Below are 22,067 nucleotides of genomic sequence, written 5' to 3'. Positions count from 1 at the left end.
AAATTGTCACGAAAGAACACAGGCTGGATGGTTTTCTGATTATACAATGTGAATAGGTAGAAATATTCGGCAGCTGTCATCCGACAGAAATTTTATAAAACTTCTATTGAAAACGCTGCCAAAAAATAAACTGCCGAAATCCAGATAGCCATCAGGAAGGAGTGGAACATTTATGCATATTGTTGTTTGCGTAAAGCAAGTCCCGGACACAAAGATCATCAAAATCAACCCCAAAACCAATACCCTGGACAGAAAAAGCGCACCATCCATTTTAAATCCGTATGATGCCCATGCTGTTGAGGAGGCTGTACGCTTAAAGGAAAAACACGGCGGAAAAGTGACTGTTGTGTCAATGGGACCGCCGCAGGCAGATGCTGTCATTAAGAAAAGTGTCGAAATTGGTGCTGATGATGGGTATTTGATTTCCGACAGGGCGTTTGCGGGAGCTGATACTCTTGCCACAAGTTATGCGCTGTACAAGGCAATTGAAAAGATAGGGAAAACCGAACCTGTCGACCTCGTGCTCACTGGAAAACACGCGATAGACGGTGATACAGGACAGGTTGGGCCGGGTATTGCAAGAAGGCTGGATATCCCGCCTGTCACCAATATCATAAACATTGAAGAGGCTGATTCGAAAGCGAAGAATATGGTGCTTCGCAGGAAGCAGGCTGATGGCGGCTATGAGCGTGTTGAAGTAAAATTGCCGGCACTTTTGACGATTGAAAAAGAAATCAATGAAATCAGTTACTCTCCATTTCCAAATATGCTGAAAGCGGCAAGGTATACACCGGTTGTCTGGTCGGTGAATGACCTTGATGATGTCGATCGGACTCAACTGGGGCTGAAAGGTTCCCCGACAATTGTAGGTAAAATGTTCTCGCCGCCGAAACCTGAAGGCGGAAAACGGATCGAAGGGACACCGGCAGAGCAGGCAGACAATTTGATCGCTCTCTTGCTGGAGGAAAAAGGTGAGTTGTTCAAAAGGGGGGCAGCACAATGATTGAAGACTATAAAGGCGTCTGGGTTTTCATCGAACAAAACGAAGGTGTGATTGAAGGGGTTTCCCTTGAACTTCTCGGTGCAGGCCGTGACCTTGCTGATAAACTTGATGTGCCGCTGGCGGGCGTTTTCCTTGGTGACGGCGTCACGCACCTGGTGCCGACACTTTACGAGTATGGTGCTGATGAAGTTTATTTGATTGATGATCCAATTTTGAAGCATTACCGGACAGAGCCTTACATGCAGGCTGTTGTAAATATGGCACAGAAATATAAGCCGGAAATCTTTTTGTATGGGGCGACACCTAACGGGAAGGACCTTGCAAGTGCTGTCGCAACGGACCTCGCTACAGGATTGACAGCTGATACAACAATGCTTGATATCGACATGGATAAACGGCTGCTTGAAGCGAGCCGACCTGCCTTTGGCGGCAATATTATGGCGACCATCCTCTGCAAAAAGAACCGTCCTCAGATGGCAACGGTGCGCGCGAAGGTCATGAAAGCGCTCCAGCCGGAACCGGGCCGGGAAGGCAGGCTGATTGAGGAAACAATCGACTTGAAAGAAGAAGATATCAGGATAAAGGTGCTGGAAATCATCAAAAACACAGCCAAGAAGGTGAACCTTGATGAAGCGGATATTATCGTGGCTGGCGGCAAAGGCCTGGGCGACGAAAAAAGCTTCCAGCTTATCCATGAATTCGCCGATGTAATCGGAGCGACTGTCGGAGGCACCCGTGATGTCGTTGAGGCAGGATTACTGACACACGATTACCAAATTGGACAGACAGGTGAAACCGTAACACCGAAACTGTATTTCGCGATTGGGATTTCAGGTGCAATCCAGCACGTTGTCGGTATGAAAAACTCGGAATATATCATCGCTATCAATAAAGACCCTGAGGCACCGATTTTTGACGTGGCAACATATGGAATTGTCGGTGACGCCCTTGAAATCATGCCGAAACTAATCGAAGGTTTCCGGGCCGCCCTCAAGGAAGAAAGGAGTGTCCAGCATGCCTGAAAAATTTGACGTCATCATTGTTGGTGCCGGACCGGCGGGATCTTCAGCCGCCTATAAAGCAGCTGAAGCGGGCCTTAAAGTGCTCTTAATCGAACGCGGTGAATATCCTGGCGCGAAAAATGTCATGGGCGGTGTCCTGTACCGCAAACAAATGGAAGATATTATTCCTGAATTTTGGAAAGAAGCTCCGCTTGAAAGACCGATTGTTGAACAGCGGGCATGGCTTCTCGATAAAGGCTCTGTCGTAACAATGGGCTACAAAGAAGAAGAGTGGGGTCAGGAACCGTACAACAACTTCACAATCTTCCGTGCCCAGTTCGACCAGTGGTTTGCAAAGAAGGCTGTAGAGAAGGGCGCAGTCCTTATCAATGAAACGGTCGTAAAAGAAGTGCTTGTTGAAAACGGAAAAGTCATCGGTGTCAGAACAGACAGGCCTGATGGCGATGTGCATGCTGATATCGTCATTCTGGCAGATGGTGTCAATTCCCTGCTGGCCAAGCAGCTTGGCTTCCATAATGAACTGCGGTCAGACCAGGTGGCGCTTGCAGCGATGGAAGTGCTTAATCTGCCAAAAGAAAAAATCAATGAACGTTTTAACCTTGAAGGGGACCAGGGCTGTACAATTGAACTGTTTGGCGATGCGACACACGGCAATCTCGGAACTTCCTTCATTTACACAAATAAAGAAAGCATCTCAATCGGAGTTGGTACTACACTGTCGAGCATGACGAAGCAAAAGTTGCGTCCTTATCAGCTCCTTGACTACGTAAAGAGCCATCCGATGGTGAAAAACTTGATTGAGGGAGCGGAACCGGCTGAGTACCTTGCCCACCTGATTCCGGAAGGCGGGTATAAGGCAATGCCGAAACTGGCAGGTAACGGTGTCCTTGTTGTCGGTGATGCTGCCCACCTTGTTAACGGAATACACCGAGAAGGATCCAACATGGCCATGGCATCAGGACTTATGGCTGCAGAAACTGCCATTCACGCCAAAGAAAAGGGCGACTTCAGCGAAAGCACGCTCGGTGTATACAGCGACAGAATTTACACAAGCTTCATCGGAGACGACTTGAAAAAGTATAAGGATGTTACCCATACATTCGAAACCCATCCATACATCAAGGACTATATCCCGATGATCAATAAAGCAGCACATGAATTTTTCACCATTGACGGTAAAACGAAGCGCGAAAAGCAAGGCGAAGTCATGAAAGGCTTCTTTGCAGAAAAAGGCAAAATCAAAGTGCTGCAGGACTTTTATCGTGCCTGGAGGGTGTTAAAATGAGTGAACAGAAAAAAGTTCAATCCATTGAAGAGAAACAGTATCTTGTCCGTTTCCGAGCCGATAAAGAGTCCCACCTTCATATCCTTGATCATGAAGTCTGCCGTGACTGTGAAGATAAGGCTTGCTTAAGTTTTTGCCCGGGTGAAGTGTACAAGTGGGAAGGGGACCGCATGCAGGTTGGCTATGAAGGCTGTCATGAGTGCGGAAGCTGCCGAATTGCATGCCCGCATGACAATATTAAGTGGGAGTATCCGAAAGGCGGACATGGCATCGTTTTCCGGTTTGCTTGATCCACGCCGTCATTCCTTGGCTGTTACCCGTGTCTGCTAAAAACGATTTAGAACTGGGAGGATTTACAATGACACAATTTCCTAACTTCAAAGAGTTCTATGGAAAAGCGGTTGTTCCAATGGGCGTGCATGATCATGAAGCATTCATCAGGAAATTCGGGGAATCTGTCAGCACACACTGGTATATAGCGGTAGAGGGCATCGATATCCCGGGTGAAAAAATCAAGTGGAGAGTGGTTGTCTATCCTGCGGCGGACAATGGGGCCACATGGGATTACGCTGCATCACACTATGAGACAGTTCCTGTGAATTCCCTTGATGAGGCACTGGAAACTGCCCGGAAGATTGAAGAACAATCATTTATCGACACACTTTCAAACGCACCTTGCATCCAGCAGCTGCAAAGCTGAAACGAAGGAGGGACTGGCTGTCCCTCCTTTTAATATTGGTTGAATCTTAATAAAACAGGACTGAACAATCAAATCCCCCCATTTTTTTGCAGGAGTCCAGCATTTTTATGCCGAGCAATACAATCGGCTCTCTCAAGTTATAATGTGCAGAACATTGACGGACATATTAAAGACAGCCTAATAACAGTTAACCACAGAAAAAAGCAGGGCCGGTCAATATACCGGCCCTGCTTTTTCCAGTTTCATTCAGTCCTTTTTACATTCTGGTTAAATAATCGGAAGAACGATCATCAACAAAGTGTCAAAAATCAAATGAGCGATGATGATCAAAGCCATGTTTTGTTTCCATTTATACAGACTGCCGAAAAAGAGTCCGGCAACAATGGCTGATAAGATTAACAGGATACTTCCCGAGTAAATCTGGGCCGAAGCATATAATAAAGAACCGAGAATAACCGGCGTCCAACCTGTAAACGAACGTGACAGCCGCTTTTGAACGTAGCCGCGCCAAAAAAGTTCTTCACCGGGAATAATGACCATGAATAAGGCCGCATACTGTTTCCAGTCTTCCGGCTGGATCACTTTATAAAGGTCACTCAGTGAGTCCCAGGCTGCCGTCATGTTGAATCCGATTATAACCAATTTGCCGATATAAAAGGTGAAATAAAGCAGTAAACCGGAAGCAAATCCGAGTAATATGCTTTTTTTCCAGCCTCCTTTGAGATCCATTTTTTCATACATCACTGCAATAAGAATCAAAATGACCAGTGAGAGTGAAAACACATTCCAAAATCCGACAGTCTGCGAAAAACTGGCGAACAATAGGAGATGTGCAAGGAAAACAGAGGATATCAGTATGATTATCGGGCAGCATTTCATAATAAAAAACCCTTTCAGCTTCTTTTTCTTTTATTATATCTTGCAGTTCTGGCAGCTGCCCGCCGAATTCTTACGATTTCTTGCCAGTTATTTCTTTTATAAGATGTTTTAGTTTGTGAGGGACACTCGCCAGGCAGCTCACGGAAAGGGAGGGATTCCTTTGCCAGTCAGCTAAAAGTTCGGCTGATTAAAACCGGACTAAAAAAATCCGAAAACGGGATTGGGACATAACTAATTAAGTCATGTTTAGAGACGAACTATATATATTCAACATAATACTATTTACGAATCATCAGGTAAGCTGAAAAAATAAGTTCGTCCCATTGCGCTGCAGACACTCGCTTTCCACGGGGAGGAAGCTGAGGCCTTCTCGGTTGCGCCTGCGGGGTCTCAGCCTTTCCTCTAATTCCCGTTGGAGTCGAGTGTCCTCCGCTCCATTCCACTGGTGTTTAAAAATAGTATGCAACATCAAAAGATTTATTGAAGAGAGTAAATAAAAACCCGAACGGTCAGGAGAAAGATTCATTGAAATCTTACCTAATCGTTCGGGTTTATCATTAGCTGAAATACTTATGTCCCAGCCTCGTTCTGTTTTTATATTGTTCTTTCTTAACTAAAGCTGGTTTAATTGAATAAATCTTGTTTATAACCTGTTAGCATACATTTATTGCGTTTTAAAACGGGGAATTGATTTCGGCCAAAGATGGTTTATATCAATTTTCATTAAATGTCCTAAAAAATAAGCCTAAGGAAAGGGCGATGCTTACCTGATCTGGCTGTTCAGTGTTTCTTTTCCCAAACATGATGTTAAACTAAGTGGATTGGAGCGGAAGGCATGAGACTCCTGCAGGAGTAGCGACCAGGGAATACCCCGCAGCGGCAGCGAGGGGGCTTCCCGGATGCGCCGCGGAATGCGAATGCCTGCAGCGAAAAGGATCGGGAAAGATTCAGGACAGGTGATTTCCTTCTTCCACAATCCTGCTCCGTTAGCAAGTGAAGTTCGCAGGGGGCTGAAATCCTGTGAATTAGCGAGCACTGGTGAGAAAACTGTATTTAACTGAGGGAGTTTAAGAACAATCCTTCACATTCTCTTATGTTATGAATCACATAAAATTACACTTTCCCTTTTACTTAGTCGGTTTTAACTATGAAATAGTGTCCCGCTCAACTTTGTAATTAGCACGTTGACAATGGCTGTTGTCATTATGTTATTTGGGTTGTGAATTCGTATACGAATTCATCTCTTTAAATCCAGTAACCGTTGATCAAAGGGGAAAAAGAAGAGACCAAAACATATGAGATTTGGTCTGCTGATTCGTATCCTATTTGTATGTTGCCTCAAAATAGATTCATCTATATATTCCTTGCCCGTTATAACAAATATGGCCCAATCAGGAAAAACATAATGATGGTATTAATGGAAATGAAATAGAAATTGTCTTTTAAAATCGGCCAATCCCAGTCACGTCCTGCCCTCCAGATACCGAATGCGGCGAGATTTATAAGAACAGGGAGGATGTACCGGCTGCCGCCGAAGGTCAGATAATCAGGTGCAAGTGTGTAAAATCCGCCTTTGAAGGCGATAGCGAACAAAAAGAACTGGGCTGCCGCATAGAGACCGATCATCGTATAAAGCACCCATGGCGTCTTCATCTCGATTTTACGGATATCAAAAATGGACATGACCACAAAAAAGACTGCGGCCGGGATGACCCATATAAAGATATTGAATATGATGATAAGTCCTGTTGCAAGTGACCAGATTGCATTATAAAAACCGGCTGCCAAATCTGCACCTGTCACTTTCTTCGTCGCTTCCACAACCTCCGGCTTGCTGCTGGCTGCCATCATGGTGTAAGTGCCGTCGAGCTCGTTATCGAACCAGATAATCGTTTGGTCATCAGCCATTTCGGCTTTTACCGACAGTTTGTCCGTTGTGCTGACCCGTTTTCCGCTCCAGCCATTATTTTCAGGAACAGCTTTGATGATGCTGAGCGCTTCTTCTTTAGGCGAAATGGTAGCCCGTGTTGAGAAGAGAATTGTCGGTTTTCCGCCGTCAAGGCTGATTGATGGATACTCTGGATTCATAATCCGCTCGCTGCTGTTTTCATAGGTGATATATAAATTGCTGATATCCTGTCTGTCAAGCGATTCACCAGGCGTTCCTTCTCCGTAGTATAGACGGCTTGACCGTGACCCCTGTTTGCTGCTTGAAATAGTGTATACGACATGCATCTTGTCTTCTTCATATAGAATGTCCATTGCGGTAACACGTTCCATTGCGCCTGTCTGCAGTGTCGTGATCAAACTGGATGCACCCTGTACAGGAAAGTAATGGGCTTCAAGTGACTGGCCTTCCTCGATGACGGCCGTGAATGCAAGTGATGTGCTGTCGGGTATAACCCATTTAATCGGCCCTTTTGCTTCCCCGGCTTTTTGAAATGACCATTCAGGCGAAGAAGCTTGAAAAATTCCTGCTTCATTCCAGATCACAGCACTGTTTTCGTTGGCAGCAAGGCCGTCTGCATTTTTTACAAGCACTGTTTCCTCTTCTCCGCTCTTTTTTACAACGTTGCCATCATCATTAATATAAACGATTGTGTCGCCGCCGGCCCAGAAATCAGACTCTGTTTTGATGTCCGTTTTTTCTTTATTAACAGTGAGATCCGGGGAGATTGTCAGCTTTTCAAGCCCATTTTCTCCAGGTATGTATACCACATGATTTTCTTTCCCTTCAGCGATGAACATTTCACTGTCAGCCGCAAATGCATTAAGCGAAACGGAGCGGCTCCATCCTTCAGAAGGCAGTGCTGTTTCTAAATTGATCTGGTGGATGATGCTGATTGTGAACAGCAATAATGCCAGGATAATTGGCGCTCCCAGCGTTACCAGATTCCGTCCGGCTTCTTTTTCGTATTTTTCTTCATTGATATGTTGTTTTCGCATTGGTATCCCCATGCTAACCCCCTCCTAAAAGAGCTAAAAGAATATCAAAACATAACATTCTGTATTTATGGCACCAACTCCTTCAAAGTTTCAATAACTATAACTTTTCGAAAAAGTACACGTTCAGGCGGAATATAAGGTAAAATTAACAAAAGTTGAATTGCATCCTTACTTTGATTATAGCAGAGAAACCATTTTTTTCTATTCTGTTATCATGTTCTTTATACTATTTTGTTGGCACGGAGATAAGAGGAAAGCATAAAAAAAGTATCCCCATACAGGCGCCAGCAATTATGCGGTGACCTCCCCGAGAGATAGGCCGCCACAGGTGATGCCCACTTTATGCGCCAGGCCCTTCAGTATTTCAGACTGGATTCAGATGTGAAGAAGGGGGAAACTGATGGAAAAAACAGCTCTTGTTACCGGAGCTTCGAGCGGATTTGGGCTGCTATCCGCTGAAGAACTTGCAGCGAAAGGCTATCATGTGCTGGCAGCCATGCGTAATCCCGACAAGGCGAAGCAGGCGGAACAGCATTTTAAACAGAGCGGTCTTTCAGACCAAATTAAGATTCTAATGCTCGATGTGACAGATAATGACTCAATCAAAAACATGGAAGAGGAACTTTTGAAACTGAGACGGCTGGATGTGCTCGTGAATAACGCAGGGTTTGCAATGGGCGGATTTGCTGAAGAACTTGACCTGTCCGAATATGAAGAACAGTTTTCGGTGAATGTATTCGGAATGATGGCAGTAACCAACACTGTGCTCCCGCTGATGCGGGAAAACCGGTCCGGTAAAATCATCAATATCGGAAGTATTAGCGGCAGGGCGGGGTTCCCGGGGTTATCTGCATATGTCGCTTCGAAATTTGCAGTGGAAGGATACAGTGAGAGTCTGCGCCTGGAATTGAAACCCTTCTCCATTGATGTTGTCATTGTGGAACCGGGTTCTTACCGCACGAATATTTGGAAATCAGGCAGAAAAATGGGGTCACGGACCGGAACGATAGCTGATTACCATAATCAGATGCAGCAAATGGAAGCTTACCTTAAAGAGGCAGAAGGCGGCTACGGGGATCCGCGTGAAGTTGCGGAACTCATTGCGATGGTTGCAGAGAAGCGGAACCCGGCATTTCGGTATCCTGTCGGCAAGGGAATCAGGGCATTTCTTGCTGCCAAAGAAAGGTTGCCCTGGAAAATATGGGAGAAACTTGTGTTGAAACATCTGTTCAAATAATCGTTCAGACCGGCAGAAAAGGAATGTGCCGTTTAGCGGTGAAATCCTTAATGAAGAATCCGGGTCAGAATTTATTCACCGGGAAGGAGGGAATGCTATGTCGAGGCGGACAATCGGCAAATTGATGCTGGCGGCAGCTGCCATTTTTTTGGCCGGATTAGTGAATCAGCAATATGTAAAGGGGATCAGTCCCCAATCAATCAGGGAATGGATTCTTTCTTTCGGTTCACTGTCCCCGCTCGTTTTACTTGGTTTTGGTGCCGTCCGCCCGTTCATTTTTATTCCATATTCGCTCGTTACCCTTGCAAGCGGACTTGCATTCGGTGCAGTATGGGGGACAATTCTGTCGCTTTCCGCAGCTGCAGCCGGGGGGACAGCCGCATTCCTGGCCGCAGAGAAAGCGGGGAGGACATTTTTTCTCTCCCGGATGGAAGAAAGTTCAAGTGAAGCAAAAGAATTGCTTGAGAAAAACGGCTTCACGTTCATATTGATTCTTCGTTTGATACCGGTAATAAATTTCGATTTGCTGAGCATTGTGGCTGGCATGTCAAGCGTCAGGCTGCGACCTTTTGTACTCGCGACTGTTGTCGGTTCCATTCCGGGTACACTTGCATTGAACGTGTTTGGAAACAGCTTTGTTTCCGGTGAATGGGAGGCATCGCTGGCGCTGGGTGCAGTTATGCTGCTCATCATGCTGGTGCCTGCAGCACTCAAACGAAAGGACTTGATTAAATTCGCAAGAAGCCTGAAAAAAAAGCCGCGGGGGTAAAAAGGATTTCCTCATCCCCTTAAATAACCGGCTCTTTCTGACGATATATAGAAGGAAAAGGGCAAACCGGCGTGTTTTTTAATGGTTACACGCATTGAGCCAGAAAGAAGGGAATCTTACATATGGAACGGACAAACAATGGCATCTTGCTTGAAAGCGGAACGAATGAACTTGAAATTGTGGAATTTAATGTAGGAGGCAGCCGTTTCGGCATAAATGTCATCAAAGTGAGGGAAATCATAGTCCCTGCTCCGATCACAAAAATTCCGCATACACATGAACATATTCAGGGCATCATCCAGCTGCGGGGAGACGTGCTTCCTGTGATTGATATGACAAAGGTTCTCGGCTTCCCGCCTGCAAATCAGCCGGAAAACGATAAGTTCATCATCAGTGAATTCAACAATACGAAGGTCGTTTTCAGAGTCCGGAACGTTACCCAGATCCACCGGATATCATGGGAGCAAATCGAACGGCCTTCCGACCTATATCAGGGCATCAATGCCAGTGTGACAGGTGTAATCAAAAGAGGAGAAGAGATGATCCTCATGCTAGATTATGAAAAAATGATAACCGACATCCACCCGGCATCCGGCATCAAGAAAGAAAAGCTGCAGATTCTCGGAGAAAGGCAGCGTTCTGAAAAGACAGTTCTTGTTGCTGAAGATTCAGCTTTCTTACGGAAAATGCTGTCTGAAACCCTTGAGGAAGCGGGGTACATTAGGCAGCAGCTGTTTGAAGACGGGAAAGCGGCACTCGACCATCTTGAAAGCCTGGCTGCGTCAGGCATTGACCCGGCAGACGAGATTCAGCTTGTCATCACCGATATCGAAATGCCGAGAATGGACGGCCACCACCTCACCCGCCGCATTAAAGAAAACAGCAGCCTGCAAAAGCTGCCTGTCATCATTTTTTCATCGCTGATCACCAATGAACTGCGGCATAAAGGTGAACGGGTGGGCGCAGAGGACCAGGTAAGCAAACCGGAAATTGTAGAATTGGTCCAAAAAATCGACCGTTATATATTATAATCTATCTTCTATTGGACTGTCCTAACCTTCATAGAGTTTGATTGTAAATAACAGCCTTCTTTCTTGCTAGCTGGTTCAGCTCTGAGAGAGAAGACGCTGCATCGCATAATCATTCACCAGCTATTTAGCTTCTGGATTCAGTTAGAAATCACAAAGGGAAAATAGCCGATAAAAACGTCCAGGTTTCTCACTAAGTAGTTCCGATACTGTGGAGAAAATCTAAATTAACATGTGAAATGACATGCAAAAACACACTACTTTCAGCACCATAATTAACAGTATAAATAGCAAACAAAAGACGCTTGGATTTTTATTTTCCAAGCGTCCTTTTTATATTCTTTTATTCAATTAAAGCCCCCGTTTGTTGAATAAGGTCCAACTTCAGTTTGCTTTCACATACATTTTTGCAATGTGATGGTACCTGTTGATTTCCGCTGCAGGGGGTCCGCTTTCACCCAAGGGCACAAGGGCGACATCTGTTCCTGCTTCCCTCCGGTCGCACTCACAGTGTCTTCTTTGCCGCGGGGCGGGCGCTGAGCTTCCTCGCTTACGCTGCGGGGTCTCAGCTGTCCCGCTACTCCCGCTGGAGTCTCACCCCCTTCCGCTCCAATCAACTGGTGAATGAGCAACGTTTCCAAGCCACATCGTAATAAATTGAAATACTTAAAAAGAGAAACAGCGCTGGAATGAAGATAACGCGACATGGTTGGCAGTATCAACATTCCTGCATATCGTTTGTTTCGCTTTACTGAAATCGCCTGTTACACCATCAAGGGCAACGAATGGTTGGAAAGCAACCGTTTCATAGCGTATATCGTATACCGATTCTTCTTGCCTCCCGTAGGTACCAGTGTAGAGGGGAAATAATTATAATGATCTAAACTCCTCTGACTTGAGGCATTTTTATCGTCTATCGCTTGGTTGGTACGATATGATCGATTGATAGATGCTTGATCAAAACGTTCATTAAAATGGGATTGGAATGTTTGGCCTGGCAACTAAGCGGATTGGAGTGGAAGGCATGAGACTCCTCGAAAATAAAGAGCGATTTCTTCGTGCGGTGAGGATTCAAGGAAGCTTATTCAATGTCCTGCGGGACTAGCGAACAGGAAAGACCCCGCAGCGCAGCGAGGAGGCTTGCCGGACGCCCCGCGGAAAGCGAATGCCTGCAACGGAAAGGAAAGGACAAACTTCAGGAATGTCATTTTTCTTCTTCCACTATCCTGCCTTGAAATAGATTGCTATCCGATAACTGAACCCGCAACTTTCATGCAGGCTGCTTGAAAGTTGCGCCATTCTTCTCCGGGAAGTTATGTCTTAGCTCTTAATAGGAAATTAAGTGGGATAAATGGGGGTGAATATAACTATCCGAAATAAAAGATCAATCTTAATTGAAAATATACGGACATAAAATCAAGGTAGTCTACGAATAGGACTTTTCTCGGAGAAGATTGCCCGATTAAAGCAGGTTTTCAGTCTGATTCAATGTCCGAAAGAGGAAAATGCTGATCTATTAGGGTAGGGAAAATGAAAAAAGACACTTTATATATATCGGATAAATCAATGTATTTTTTCAGTGGAAAAATGCTTATTTTACAGACTTTTTCTAAGAGGTACAAAATGCACAAAAAACTTACTCAGGCCAACAAAAACTGATTCTAAATTCACAATAAAATGACAGGAAAAGATAAGGAAAAGGCTTGATGGTTAAAAAGTATGTCGTACTTTATGATGGAGTCAAAGAAACATATCGGATTCAACGACATCTCTCGCTGAATCTCGATAAAGGCAAAACTGGTGAAAACCAGTGACGCAAAGCTACAGGGGCTAAGGTGCATTTGCACTATGCCAGCCAGTTACCGAAAGATTTAATAGGGGGGTCGTTATGCATATTGATGGATTTTCATCTAACCCCGCTTTCGGTAAAGGCGGGGTTAATTTTTTTTGCTGGAGGTGATCCCGGACATGAAGCTGCTGAATACGGCGAACGGAATTGTCGTTGCTGAACGGATAACGAATGCACACTCATTTTTTTCCAGATTGAAAGGTTTGATGTTCACACGGGCGTTTCCAGCCGGTTCTGCACTTCATATTCAACCCTGCCGTTCGATCCACACGTTTTTCATGAATTACGCCATCGATGTTGTTTTTGTTGACAGCCATTTTGAAGTGGTGGCTGTACTCGAAAACATGCAACCAAAAAGAGTGAGCAAAGTGTACAGTGAGGCAGCCTCAGCCATCGAGCTGCCTGCAGGAACGATCGAAAGAACAGGAATCAATCCGGGAATGATTTTGACGAGAATAAGAAGGGGAGGAAACGACTTATGATGAACAAGATGAAAGGCCTTCTTTTTGAAGAAGAAGGACAGGGTATGACGGAGTATGGTCTGGTTCTAGGTATTATTGCGATTGCAGTTGTAGGGATATTGGTTGCGATGAGAGGGGAAATTACCACTCTGTTCGAAAATGCCAAAACTGCACTTACAAATGCCAATTCAGGTTCTTCCACTACACCATAATTACAGCCTGGATAAGAAAGCCTTGCGCACAGGAAGCGCAGGGCTTTTTTTGAAATAAGGAAAGGAGGCACAGGAGATGGCGACATTGTTGCTGATTGTGATCCTGGCAGTCTGTGTTGTGACCGATATCCGGAGCCGGAAAATTTATAATGCGGTGCTGTTTCCAGCTCTTGGCGCCGCCTTTTTGATCAGTTCAGTTACGGATGGTGCAGCGGGCTTCCTTGATTCACTTGCCGGCTTCGGACTCGGGTTTGCGATTTTGCTGATCCCGTATTTCATGGGCGGCATGGGGGCGGGGGACGTGAAGCTGCTGGCGGTAATCGGCGCGGTCAAAGGCCCGGTATTTGTTGCCAATACGAGCATTTACATGGCGCTTGCCGGCGGTGTCATGGCGCTGTTCATCATGCTGTTTCGGCGCGGGGCGTTCCGCAGGCTGTCGGCAATACTTTATTTTTTCACCGCCAGGAAGTCCGGCGTGAACATGCCGCTGCTTCTGGATAAAAGCAATCTGAGCGGCACGTATCCGTATGGTGTCGCCATCGCGGCGGGTGCGGTCATCAGCCTGCTGTGGAAAGAGGGGATGATGCTGTGAAAAAGGATGAACGGGGCCAGGCGCTGGTTGAAACTGCCCTTCTCATTCCGGTGATGCTGTTTATCATGGCCGGCATTTTTGATTTCGGGCGCGTGTTTTATTACAGCATCCATATGCAGCTGGCGGCCCAGGAAACGGTGAGGCTCGGCGGGCTCGGGCAGACGGAGGTTGAAATGGAAACGTTTGCAAGGGACTATTTCCAGGGGGAAAACACACAATTGACTATCAGCGTCACTGCAGATAACGGCAGGCGTTCAGGCGAGTATATCACGGTCCATTTCGATTACTCCGTCGATCTCGTAACACCGGTCTTGTCCACGATTCTTTCTGGAAATATCCCGATCTCGGCCGATTCGACAATTCGGATAGAATGAGGTGGCGCTGTTGAATGTGAAGCTGAAAAAATTGTCAGGTGATGAACGCGGCAATGTCATGGTGCTTGCCGCAATCGGAATGATGGCCATGCTTGCAATGGCTGGGCTTGTGCTCGATGGCGGTATGCTGTTTTACACGAAGAGCCATCTGCAGAAAACGGCCAATGCCGCAGCCCTTTCGGGGGCGCAGGAGCTGACGGGTGAGGAGGCGGAAGTGACGGCGATTGTACACGATGTGCTGGCGGCCCATGATGAGGACCCGAGCCTCCAGGCTGTGAGAGTCGTGAAGGGACAATCCGTCCGGGTCAATCTGCAAAAAGATGTGCCGCTTCTGTTTGCGAAAATTTTCGGTATCGAGTCTGCTCCTGTCGATGCGGAGTCAGCCGCCGGGATCGGGCCGATGGCACGGGCTGCAGGCGCAGCTCCGCTTGGTATTGATGACTCCATCCCGCTCGAGTTCGGCAGGACATATAAATTGAAAGTGGATGAGACCGAAGTGGATACAGGCGTGTTCGGCATCCTTGCACTCGGAGGCCCTGGTGCGAAAACGTATGAAGAGAATTTGCGCAGTGGATATGACGAGGAAATCAAGGCTGGTGACATCCTTGAAACCGAAACCGGCAACATTGCCGGCAAAACAAGGACGGTCATTCAGGAGCTTGTTAACCAATGTCCTTATAATGAAGGCGATCCAATTGACAGGGATTGTTCAAGGGTCCTTCTCATTCCTGTATACAAGCCGTACAACCAGGAATCAAACCAGATGAAACAGGTGGAAGTCACAGGTTTTGCGTACTTCTTCATTACCGAGCCGATGGATTTGCTCGATACGGCGATCACAGGGATGTTCATCAAACGGACAGGAACGGGTTTTATTGATGGATCAGTCCGTGACAGCGGTGCTTATGGAATTAGATTAATAGAGTAGGTGATACAGAGTGCGGTCAAAATTCACTTTATTTGCTGCAATATTGATGGGTATTATTACAACCTTTTTATTCTATCAATATATGGAACGGTTTGATGCTGCTGCGGCGGCGGACGAAAAGACTGTGCAGGTGGTGGCGGTAAAAGAACCTGTCGGAAAGAATACGGCGCTTTTTGAAAATATGCTTAAAAAAGTGGATGTGCCGCAGCAAGCTGTTCATCCAAATGCAGTATTATCGATGGAAGATGCTGCAGGAAAAGTGACAACAGCACGGCTTGAAACGGATGAAATTGTGCTTTCGCACCATCTTCAGGAAACTGAAGATGAAAGTTTGATTGTTTCCCGTAAGGTAACAGCTGGCAAAAGGGCGGTATCAATCGGCGTCAACCTTGTCCAATCGGTTTCCAATTTAATTGAACCGGAAGATGACGTCGATGTGATTTTTTCAGAAGTGAAGAAAGAAGGGGAAGAGGAGAAAGTCATTTCTAAACTGCTGCTCAGTAAAAAACGGGTGCTGGCCGTCGGCAGGAAAATGGTGGAAACGAAAGAAGGGGACGAGTACGCTGAATACACATCAGTGACGCTCGAGCTGGCTGCAGATGAGGCAGTGAAGCTGGTGAATGCAAGTGAACGGGGGCCGATCCATATCACGCTCCATTCCAGAGTAACCGATAAAGGAGGAGAAAATGATGGCGGCGGAACAGAAGCAAACGAATAAGAACGGTAAATTGATCGCGGTTTGCAGCGGCAAAGGCGGATCCGGCCGGACGGCCTTGAGCGTTAATCTCGCTGCCGCCATCGTAAAGAAAAACAAGAATGTCGCGCTGGTGGATGCCGATCTTCAATTCGGCGATATCAGCCTTGCGATGGATTTGCAGGCTGGCATCACAATTAAGGATGCGGCTGAAGAAGCGGAAAGGCTGGATGCAATCGGCATGGAAAGTTATTTGACAGGACATGAAAGCGGCGTAAAGGTACTCCCGGCTCCGGAACGTCCTGAATATGCAGACCTTGTAACGAACGAAAAGCTCGGCCGAATCCTTGAACTGCTTCTTGAACAGTTCGATTATGTAGTTGCTGATACTGAGGTGGGTCTGACCGAACGGAGTGTCCATCTGTTTGAGCAGGCCGATGAAATCCTGCTGTTGACCAATCTGGAAATGGCAGCCCTGAAAAATACGAAACGGATGCTTGAGACGCTGGAAACGCTTGGCTTGCGGGAAAAGATCCGCCTCGTCATTAATCGCGCCGACATGGAAAGTGTCATAAAAGGTGAAGATGTCCCGGGGATTATCGGCATGGAAGATCCGATATATATCCCGAACGATTTTCAAATTGTATCAAGGTCGATCAATATCGGCGTGCCGTTCGTTGTGAATAACGGAAAAAGCAATGTGGCCAGGGCTGTATTCAAAATGGCTGAAACGGTTGCTTCAGGAACTGCCGCGCCTTTGCGTCCTAAGAAAAATTCGTTTCTCTCCAAACTGATTCCCAGGTCCAGCCGGTCGACAGGATATTCTGGTACGAGGTGATGAATATGGGGTTACTCAATAAAATCCAAACGAAAACCGAAGAAACGGCCAGGACGGCTCCGCAAAACGAAAAGCAAGACAACATGCCGAAGCAGACCCCCGGCACCCAATCTTCCCCAAAGGTCCCCCAGCAACAGGCGGAAAGGAAAAAGCCTGCCGTTGAGAGAGCGCCGCGGCCTGTAAATATGCAGCAAAAATTGAAAAATGAACTCCATAAACTCATCCTTGCCGAATATAAAGCAGACGATCTTGAAAAGGTTGTACCGAAACTAGATGAATTGGCAATTGGCATCATCAAAGAAAATGATGAATTCAAAGGAAAAGTCGACAGGAAGAAAGTGATCGAAGAACTTACTAATGACTTGACCGGTTTTGGCCCCATCAACCCGCTCCTTCTCGATCCTGATGTTTCAGAAGTAATGGTGAACGGTCCGGCGAGTGTATATTGTGAACGGAAAGGGCGGATTGAACTGACGCCGATCACGTTCCGGGATAACGAGCATGTCATGCATGTCATTGAAAAGATTGTTGCACCTATCGGCCGCCGGATTGATGAAAGCAGTCCGATGGTTGATGCCCGCCTTCCCGACGGATCCCGCGTAAATGCCATTATTCCGCCGCTCGCTTTAAACGGTCCGACAATCACGATCCGGAAGTTCTCAAAAGATCCGTTCACGATTGAAGACCTGGTGTCGTTCGGAACGCTTACTAAGGAGATGGCAACTTTCCTTGATGCATGTGTAAAAGCCAATTTAAACATGTTTGTAAGCGGCGGAACAGGCTCGGGTAAAACGACGTCATTGAATGTTCTCTCGTCTTTCATCCCCAATGACCAGCGCATCATCACGATTGAAGATGCCGCCGAGCTGCAGCTGTGGCAGGATCATGTCGTCTCACTTGAATCACGCCCGCCGAATATCGAAGGCAAGGGAGGGATTGCAATCCGCGATCTGGTCAGGAATTCGCTCAGGATGCGGCCCGACCGCATTGTCATCGGTGAAGTGCGGGGGGGCGAAGCGCTTGATATGCTCCAGGCCATGAACACCGGGCATGACGGTTCACTCGCAACCGGACACTCCAACAGTCCGCGTGATATGATCGCCAGGCTTGAGACGATGGTGCTCCTTGCCGGTGTTGAATTGCCGGTGAAAGCGATCAGGGAACAAATCGCAGGTGCTGTCGACTTGATCATCCAGCAAAACCGTTTGAAGGACGGCAGCCGCAAGATCGTGAAGATTACAGAGGTGCAGGGAATGGAAGGGGATATCATTGTACTGCAGGATATTTTTGAGTTCCAGCAGGACGGACTGACGGACGAGGGGAAAATCCGCGGCCGCCTTGTGCCGACGGGTGTGCGTCCCAAGTTTTATGAACGCCTTGAAAGCTCTGGCATCACCATCCCTCTTGATGTTTTCCTGCCGGCCGAGGAGTGGGTGTAATGGGAACGGCAGTACTCATACTGATCATGGTGTCTTCAACGCTTTTATTTATGGGGCTATTCAGCCTGTTATCCAGAACAGATAAAAAACTGGAGAAAAGACTTGAACATTATCTGGAAGTCAATAAAGGGAAACCGCTTGATACAAAGACCGGACGGAAAGTGCTGAATATTCAGCTCGCCCTCCAGAAAGGCAATAAAAACAAGCGGCTGCGGATCCAAAACAAAAACCTTGAGGCGAAGCTGAGCAGAGCCGGATTGGATGTAAAACCGGAGGAATTTTTAATGTTCCAGGGAATTGCAATTGTTTTGGGTGCCGGCGTCTTTTATCTGGCAGGCGGACATGTTTTCGCAGCTGTGCCGGGTGCGATGCTTGGTTATATGATTCCGCGCTGGCATTTGAAAAGGAAACAATTGAGCCGGATTACCGATTTCAATGATGGGCTGCCGGATATGATCTCCACAATTATCGGGTCGCTAAGGGCGGGCTTCAGTTTTCAACAGGCGCTTAAGACCGTCTCCGAAGAAGCTGAATCACCGGTCAAAGAAGAAATCGAAATTGTCCTGAAAGAAATGCAATATGGGAAAAATATCGAAGAAGCACTTTATACCTTGCATGATAGGATGCCGAGTGAAGACCTGGAATTAATGATCCAGGCGATATTGATCCAGCGTCAGGTCGGCGGCAACCTGGCAAGCGTGCTTGAAAAAATAGTGGAAACGATTCGGGACAGGACCAAAATCCAGAGGCAGATCAAGACGCTCACAGCGCAGGGCCGCCTGTCCGGGATGGTAATCGGCCTTCTGCCGGTCATTTTGGGTGGTGTCCTTTATGTGATCGAACCTGACTACATAGGCGCTCTTTTCCGTCATCCGATCGGCATGATGATGGTGTCCGGAGGGGTTGTCTCAAGTACGGCAGGGTTTATCATGATCAGAAAACTAACGATGATTGAGGTGTAGGTCCATGTTGTTTGCGGCCTTCTTTTTAACAATGACCCTATTCGCTACTTCTCTCTTCACTTTCAAACAGGAGCGGCGCCAGCAGGTGAACAACCGGGTGGCGGTCTTCCTGAATGGAAACTTTCCTGCCGGCGCGAGCACTCCAGAACATGAAAAAAAGCCTGCTTTCCGTGCACTCATGAAGAGGCTGCTGCAGCCGGCCTGGATGGAAATCAAGCGCAGCTTCAAGAAAAAACTGCCGGGTGAGAAAGAGGCGAAGATTGAAATCAAGCTGCAGCAGGCCGGCAGTCCTTTCGGAATGTCACCCGTAGAATTCCGGATTTTTCAGCTCGGCATGCTGCTGTTCTTTCCGGCTGCTTCCTTTTTGTACGGCAAATTGCTCGGGATGTCTGAAGGAGCATTGATTGCTCTGTTCTCCGGAGGGATTGCGGCTGCATTCTGGCTTCCGCATTTTTATTTAAAACAAAAGACGAAGGTTAGGAGTGCCGCAGCGCTTCGGGAACTTCCGGATATACTGGATCTTCTGACAGTAAGTATTGAGGCCGGCCTCGGCTTTGATTCAGCCGTCAGCAAAGTCGTTTCTAAAAAGGAGGGTGTGCTCGCATCGGAATTCCATCGGGCACTCGAAGAAATCAGGCTCGGCAAGACACGGCGGGAAGCATTAAGCGGCATCAGAGCACGGCTTGTGACCGATGAAGTGAGCATGTTGATCAGCAGCATTCTGCAGGCGGAGAAACTCGGCATCGGCATGGTCCAGGTATTGAGGACGCAATCAGCGGAGGTCCGCCACCAACGGAAACAGCGAGCGGAGGAAGAAGCGATGAAGGCTCCGGTAAAAATGCTGTTTCCGCTCGTCCTGTTCATCTTTCCAAGTTTGTTCATTGTCCTGCTTGGCCCGGCGATTCTGGAGTTTTTGAGCGCGTTCGGCAAATAACGGCCTGAAGCGGCGTTCTCACTAATAACAAGGAAAAATGCAGGAGTAACGGGTCTGTCTGTAGAAAAAAGCTAAGAGGCTAAAAGCCAAGTCTATTCCATAGGAGGAGTCACGTTTGACCGAAAAGGAAATTTTGAAACAAGTTCGATTTGTGAGGGACTTGACACTGAATGCGGTCGAGAAATTGGACGAACAGACGATTGATGAAAAGCCGCCTGGTTTCCGCAACACCATCCGCTGGAATATCGGGCATATTATTACGTCGCAGGAACTGCTCCTGGGCAAGTTTACCGGCATAAGTGCCATGAGCTTGCCGGACAGCTACATTGAACTGTTTTCTCCCGGTACAAAACCGGCTGACTGGAAACAGGAAGCGCCGTCACTGGATGAGCTGAACCGAATGCTGAAGGAACAGCCGCAAAGGATTGAAGATGCATTATCAGGCAAGCTGGATGATCCTGTCGCAAAGCCGTTCAAAATCGGCGCACAGGGTGAACTGAGCAGGATAGGTGAGATTTTGAATTTCACTATTTACCATGAAGGACTTCATCAGGGCCATATCAGTGCTCTGCAACGTGCCATTGCAGGTAAAGAAACCAGGTGAAAACGGGAACGGCAGCCGGATGAGCTGCCGTTATTTTTAACTGTTGAGAAAATTTTATATTTTAAGCGTTGTGGATAAAAAGCCAGAGGGGAATCGTCCAGAGGCCAGCGCATAAGCGGGGGCCTTGCGCATTTGTTCCTTTATACGCAGCTTGCCGGCAAGGAAGCGTTTCGACACAGCGGCAAATTTTAAGAATATGAATAAGGGACACTGCGCCTCTGAAGGCCCGTCAATCGGAACGTTTTCTTTAAGGGGAAAGCCTGTCAAGTCCCTATGCGGCTGAAATGGGGTAAATGTCCTGATTATCGAACATTTGTTCCCTTTTTGTTCGGGGACATGTTATACTATCAGTAAATTCATAGACATTGTTCCTTTACTTCCTTATGGAAAGGGGGCGATGCTTTGACTGTATACCAAACTCTAGTGCTGATGATCTCCTTTGCAACGTTAATCCTCGCAGTCGCCGGTTTCAACCAAAAAAAATAGCCACCCCGCAAAGGGATGACTGGAACAAAGACATGCAAAAGATGTCTATGAATTTCATCGCAGGCGTGGCAGCGCTTGCGATTCTTTTTTATCATATCATAAAATGTGATTTGAGACAGCTGTTATTTCCTCCCAAAGGTAGGGAAAGGCTTATAATGGACACTCTGTATCTTATGAAGCTGGAATCATGTAAAATAAGATATGAAATATGCTGTGAAGGGGAAATGATTGATGATCGATTTGAAAAACGTGGCAGAGACAGATCACTTTATACAGGAGAACCAGCTTTCTTTTTTATATGTTTCACATCCGCAATGCGGAGTATGCCAGGCACTGCTGCCGAAAGTCAAGCAATTGCTCGGCCAGTATCCGGAAATCAAAAGCGCCTATGTGAATACACATGAAATACCGGATATTGCCGGCAAGCTTGAAATCTTCACGGTGCCTGTCCTGCTGCTGTTTGTCGACGGCAAGGAATATATGCGGAAAGCTCGTTTTGTCAGTGTGGACGAACTGGATCAGGAACTTAATAAAATATACAGTCTCGTCATGGAATGAGCGAAGAAACCGGCTGCTGCCGGTTTTTTGTTGTTCATTGGCAGGAAATTTCTGTTTGTGGTTTATCGGCCAGTGTCCTGGGGGTGTTGGGAAGCGAATTGGACAGTGACAGGAGATGAATAGTGATTCAGCACCTGTAATGTTAGTTTCATTATGATTATAGGGCACTGAATAGTGGTTCAGTGCGTGTAATGGTAGCTCTGATCGAATTATAGTCACGGGAACCATCCTCCATGCCTATAAAGCAGTCTCTCTTTAAAGTATAGG

Annotated in this window: 23 protein-coding genes and 1 riboswitch; of the genes, 21 read left to right on the top strand and 2 right to left on the bottom strand. The window is 46.8% G+C overall.

The annotated features are described in order from the left end of the window. Positions 1–172 precede the first annotated feature (172 nt). The 5 genes from A4U59_RS06450 (at position 173) to A4U59_RS06430 (ending at position 4,010) form a co-directional block, all read left to right on the top strand. Positions 173–1,003, top strand: a complete 831-nt coding sequence (locus A4U59_RS06450) for an electron transfer flavoprotein subunit beta/FixA family protein (RefSeq protein WP_070120367.1) — start codon at positions 173–175, stop codon at positions 1,001–1,003. Next, entirely contained in the window at positions 1,000–2,025 is a 1,026-nt protein-coding gene (locus tag A4U59_RS06445; protein WP_070120366.1) for an electron transfer flavoprotein subunit alpha/FixB family protein, read from the top strand. The genes A4U59_RS06450 and A4U59_RS06445 overlap by 4 nt, the downstream gene beginning before the upstream one ends. After that, the gene (locus tag A4U59_RS06440; RefSeq protein WP_070120365.1) at positions 2,018–3,310 is read left to right on the top strand and encodes an FAD-dependent oxidoreductase; all 1,293 of its coding nucleotides are present in this window, start codon (positions 2,018–2,020) and stop codon (positions 3,308–3,310) included. Before A4U59_RS06445 ends, A4U59_RS06440 begins: the two co-directional genes overlap by 8 nt. After that, positions 3,307–3,600 carry a ferredoxin family protein gene (locus A4U59_RS06435; RefSeq protein WP_070120364.1) on the top strand — a complete coding sequence of 98 codons (294 nt, stop codon included), beginning with the start codon at positions 3,307–3,309 and terminating at the stop codon, positions 3,598–3,600. Before A4U59_RS06440 ends, A4U59_RS06435 begins: the two co-directional genes overlap by 4 nt. A 68-nt stretch (positions 3,601–3,668) precedes the next feature. Beyond that, on the top strand, positions 3,669–4,010 hold the full coding sequence (locus A4U59_RS06430) for a hypothetical protein (RefSeq protein ID WP_070120363.1): 342 nt from the start codon (positions 3,669–3,671) through the stop codon (positions 4,008–4,010). A 267-nt stretch (positions 4,011–4,277) separates the two neighbouring features. Here the strand turns inward: A4U59_RS06430 and A4U59_RS06425 are convergent, their stop codons facing one another. Beyond that, entirely contained in the window at positions 4,278–4,889 is a 612-nt protein-coding gene (locus A4U59_RS06425; protein WP_070120362.1) for a CPBP family intramembrane glutamic endopeptidase, read from the bottom strand. Between the two features lie 1,371 nt (positions 4,890–6,260). Continuing rightward, positions 6,261–7,847 carry a hypothetical protein gene (locus A4U59_RS06420; protein WP_070120361.1) on the bottom strand — a complete coding sequence of 529 codons (1,587 nt, stop codon included), beginning with the start codon at positions 7,845–7,847 and terminating at the stop codon, positions 6,261–6,263. Positions 7,848–8,235: 388 nt separating this feature from the next. Here A4U59_RS06420 and A4U59_RS06415 point away from each other — a divergent pair, with 388 nt between their 5' ends. From A4U59_RS06415 to A4U59_RS06340, 16 genes are all read left to right on the top strand, one after another. Beyond that, a complete protein-coding gene (locus A4U59_RS06415; RefSeq protein WP_083270696.1) occupies positions 8,236–9,072 on the top strand; it encodes an SDR family oxidoreductase in 837 nt (278 codons plus the stop codon). Positions 9,073–9,169: 97 nt separating this feature from the next. After that, entirely contained in the window at positions 9,170–9,841 is a 672-nt protein-coding gene (locus A4U59_RS06410; RefSeq protein WP_070120359.1) for a TVP38/TMEM64 family protein, read from the top strand. A 122-nt stretch (positions 9,842–9,963) separates the two neighbouring features. Next, on the top strand, positions 9,964–10,872 hold the full coding sequence (locus A4U59_RS06405) for a chemotaxis protein (RefSeq protein WP_070120358.1): 909 nt from the start codon (positions 9,964–9,966) through the stop codon (positions 10,870–10,872). 1,777 nt (positions 10,873–12,649) lie between these two features. After that, positions 12,650–12,736, top strand: a riboswitch (cyclic di-GMP riboswitch). Between the two features lie 101 nt (positions 12,737–12,837). Further along, positions 12,838–13,200: a DUF192 domain-containing protein gene (locus A4U59_RS06395; protein WP_070120356.1), complete on the top strand. Its 363-nt coding sequence runs from the start codon at positions 12,838–12,840 to the stop codon at positions 13,198–13,200. Then, on the top strand, positions 13,197–13,391 hold the full coding sequence (locus A4U59_RS06390; RefSeq protein ID WP_070120355.1) for a Flp family type IVb pilin: 195 nt from the start codon (positions 13,197–13,199) through the stop codon (positions 13,389–13,391). The genes A4U59_RS06395 and A4U59_RS06390 overlap by 4 nt, the downstream gene beginning before the upstream one ends. A gap of 76 nt (positions 13,392–13,467) precedes the next feature. Continuing rightward, positions 13,468–13,983, top strand: a complete 516-nt coding sequence (locus A4U59_RS06385; protein ID WP_070120354.1) for an A24 family peptidase — start codon at positions 13,468–13,470, stop codon at positions 13,981–13,983. After that, positions 13,980–14,357: a TadE/TadG family type IV pilus assembly protein gene (locus A4U59_RS06380; RefSeq protein WP_083270695.1), complete on the top strand. Its 378-nt coding sequence runs from the start codon at positions 13,980–13,982 to the stop codon at positions 14,355–14,357. The genes A4U59_RS06385 and A4U59_RS06380 overlap by 4 nt, the downstream gene beginning before the upstream one ends. Before the next feature lie 16 nt (positions 14,358–14,373). Beyond that, positions 14,374–15,285, top strand: a complete 912-nt coding sequence (locus tag A4U59_RS06375; protein ID WP_245680509.1) for a pilus assembly protein TadG-related protein — start codon at positions 14,374–14,376, stop codon at positions 15,283–15,285. Between the two features lie 10 nt (positions 15,286–15,295). Then, positions 15,296–16,003: a Flp pilus assembly protein CpaB gene (gene cpaB, locus A4U59_RS06370; RefSeq protein WP_070120351.1), complete on the top strand. Its 708-nt coding sequence runs from the start codon at positions 15,296–15,298 to the stop codon at positions 16,001–16,003. Continuing rightward, positions 15,975–16,817, top strand: a complete 843-nt coding sequence (locus A4U59_RS06365; RefSeq protein WP_245680508.1) for a CpaE/TadZ family protein — start codon at positions 15,975–15,977, stop codon at positions 16,815–16,817. Before cpaB ends, A4U59_RS06365 begins: the two co-directional genes overlap by 29 nt. 5 nt (positions 16,818–16,822) lie before the next feature. Then, on the top strand, positions 16,823–18,256 hold the full coding sequence (locus tag A4U59_RS06360) for a TadA family conjugal transfer-associated ATPase (protein WP_070120347.1): 1,434 nt from the start codon (positions 16,823–16,825) through the stop codon (positions 18,254–18,256). Beyond that, complete coding sequence (locus tag A4U59_RS06355) at positions 18,256–19,218, top strand: type II secretion system F family protein (RefSeq protein ID WP_070120345.1); 963 nt, start codon at positions 18,256–18,258, stop codon at positions 19,216–19,218. Before A4U59_RS06360 ends, A4U59_RS06355 begins: the two co-directional genes overlap by 1 nt. Before the next feature lie 31 nt (positions 19,219–19,249). After that, a complete protein-coding gene (locus tag A4U59_RS06350) occupies positions 19,250–20,152 on the top strand; it encodes a type II secretion system F family protein (protein ID WP_245680507.1) in 903 nt (300 codons plus the stop codon). A 115-nt stretch (positions 20,153–20,267) separates the two neighbouring features. Next, the gene (locus A4U59_RS06345; protein WP_070120342.1) at positions 20,268–20,756 is read left to right on the top strand and encodes a DinB family protein; all 489 of its coding nucleotides are present in this window, start codon (positions 20,268–20,270) and stop codon (positions 20,754–20,756) included. A 402-nt stretch (positions 20,757–21,158) separates the two neighbouring features. Next, complete coding sequence (locus A4U59_RS22555) at positions 21,159–21,242, top strand: putative holin-like toxin (RefSeq protein ID WP_425388879.1); 84 nt, start codon at positions 21,159–21,161, stop codon at positions 21,240–21,242. Positions 21,243–21,473: 231 nt separating this feature from the next. Then, positions 21,474–21,800: a thioredoxin family protein gene (locus tag A4U59_RS06340; protein ID WP_070120340.1), complete on the top strand. Its 327-nt coding sequence runs from the start codon at positions 21,474–21,476 to the stop codon at positions 21,798–21,800. The last annotated feature ends 267 nt before the right edge of the window (positions 21,801–22,067 follow it).

This window comes from Bacillus marinisedimentorum (assembly GCF_001644195.2).
Taxonomy (GTDB): Bacteria; Bacillota; Bacilli; order Bacillales; family Bacillaceae_O; genus Bacillus_BL; species Bacillus_BL marinisedimentorum.
The sequence above is the reverse complement of the archived record's forward strand: the minus strand, read 5'-3'. Positions and strand labels throughout refer to the sequence as shown.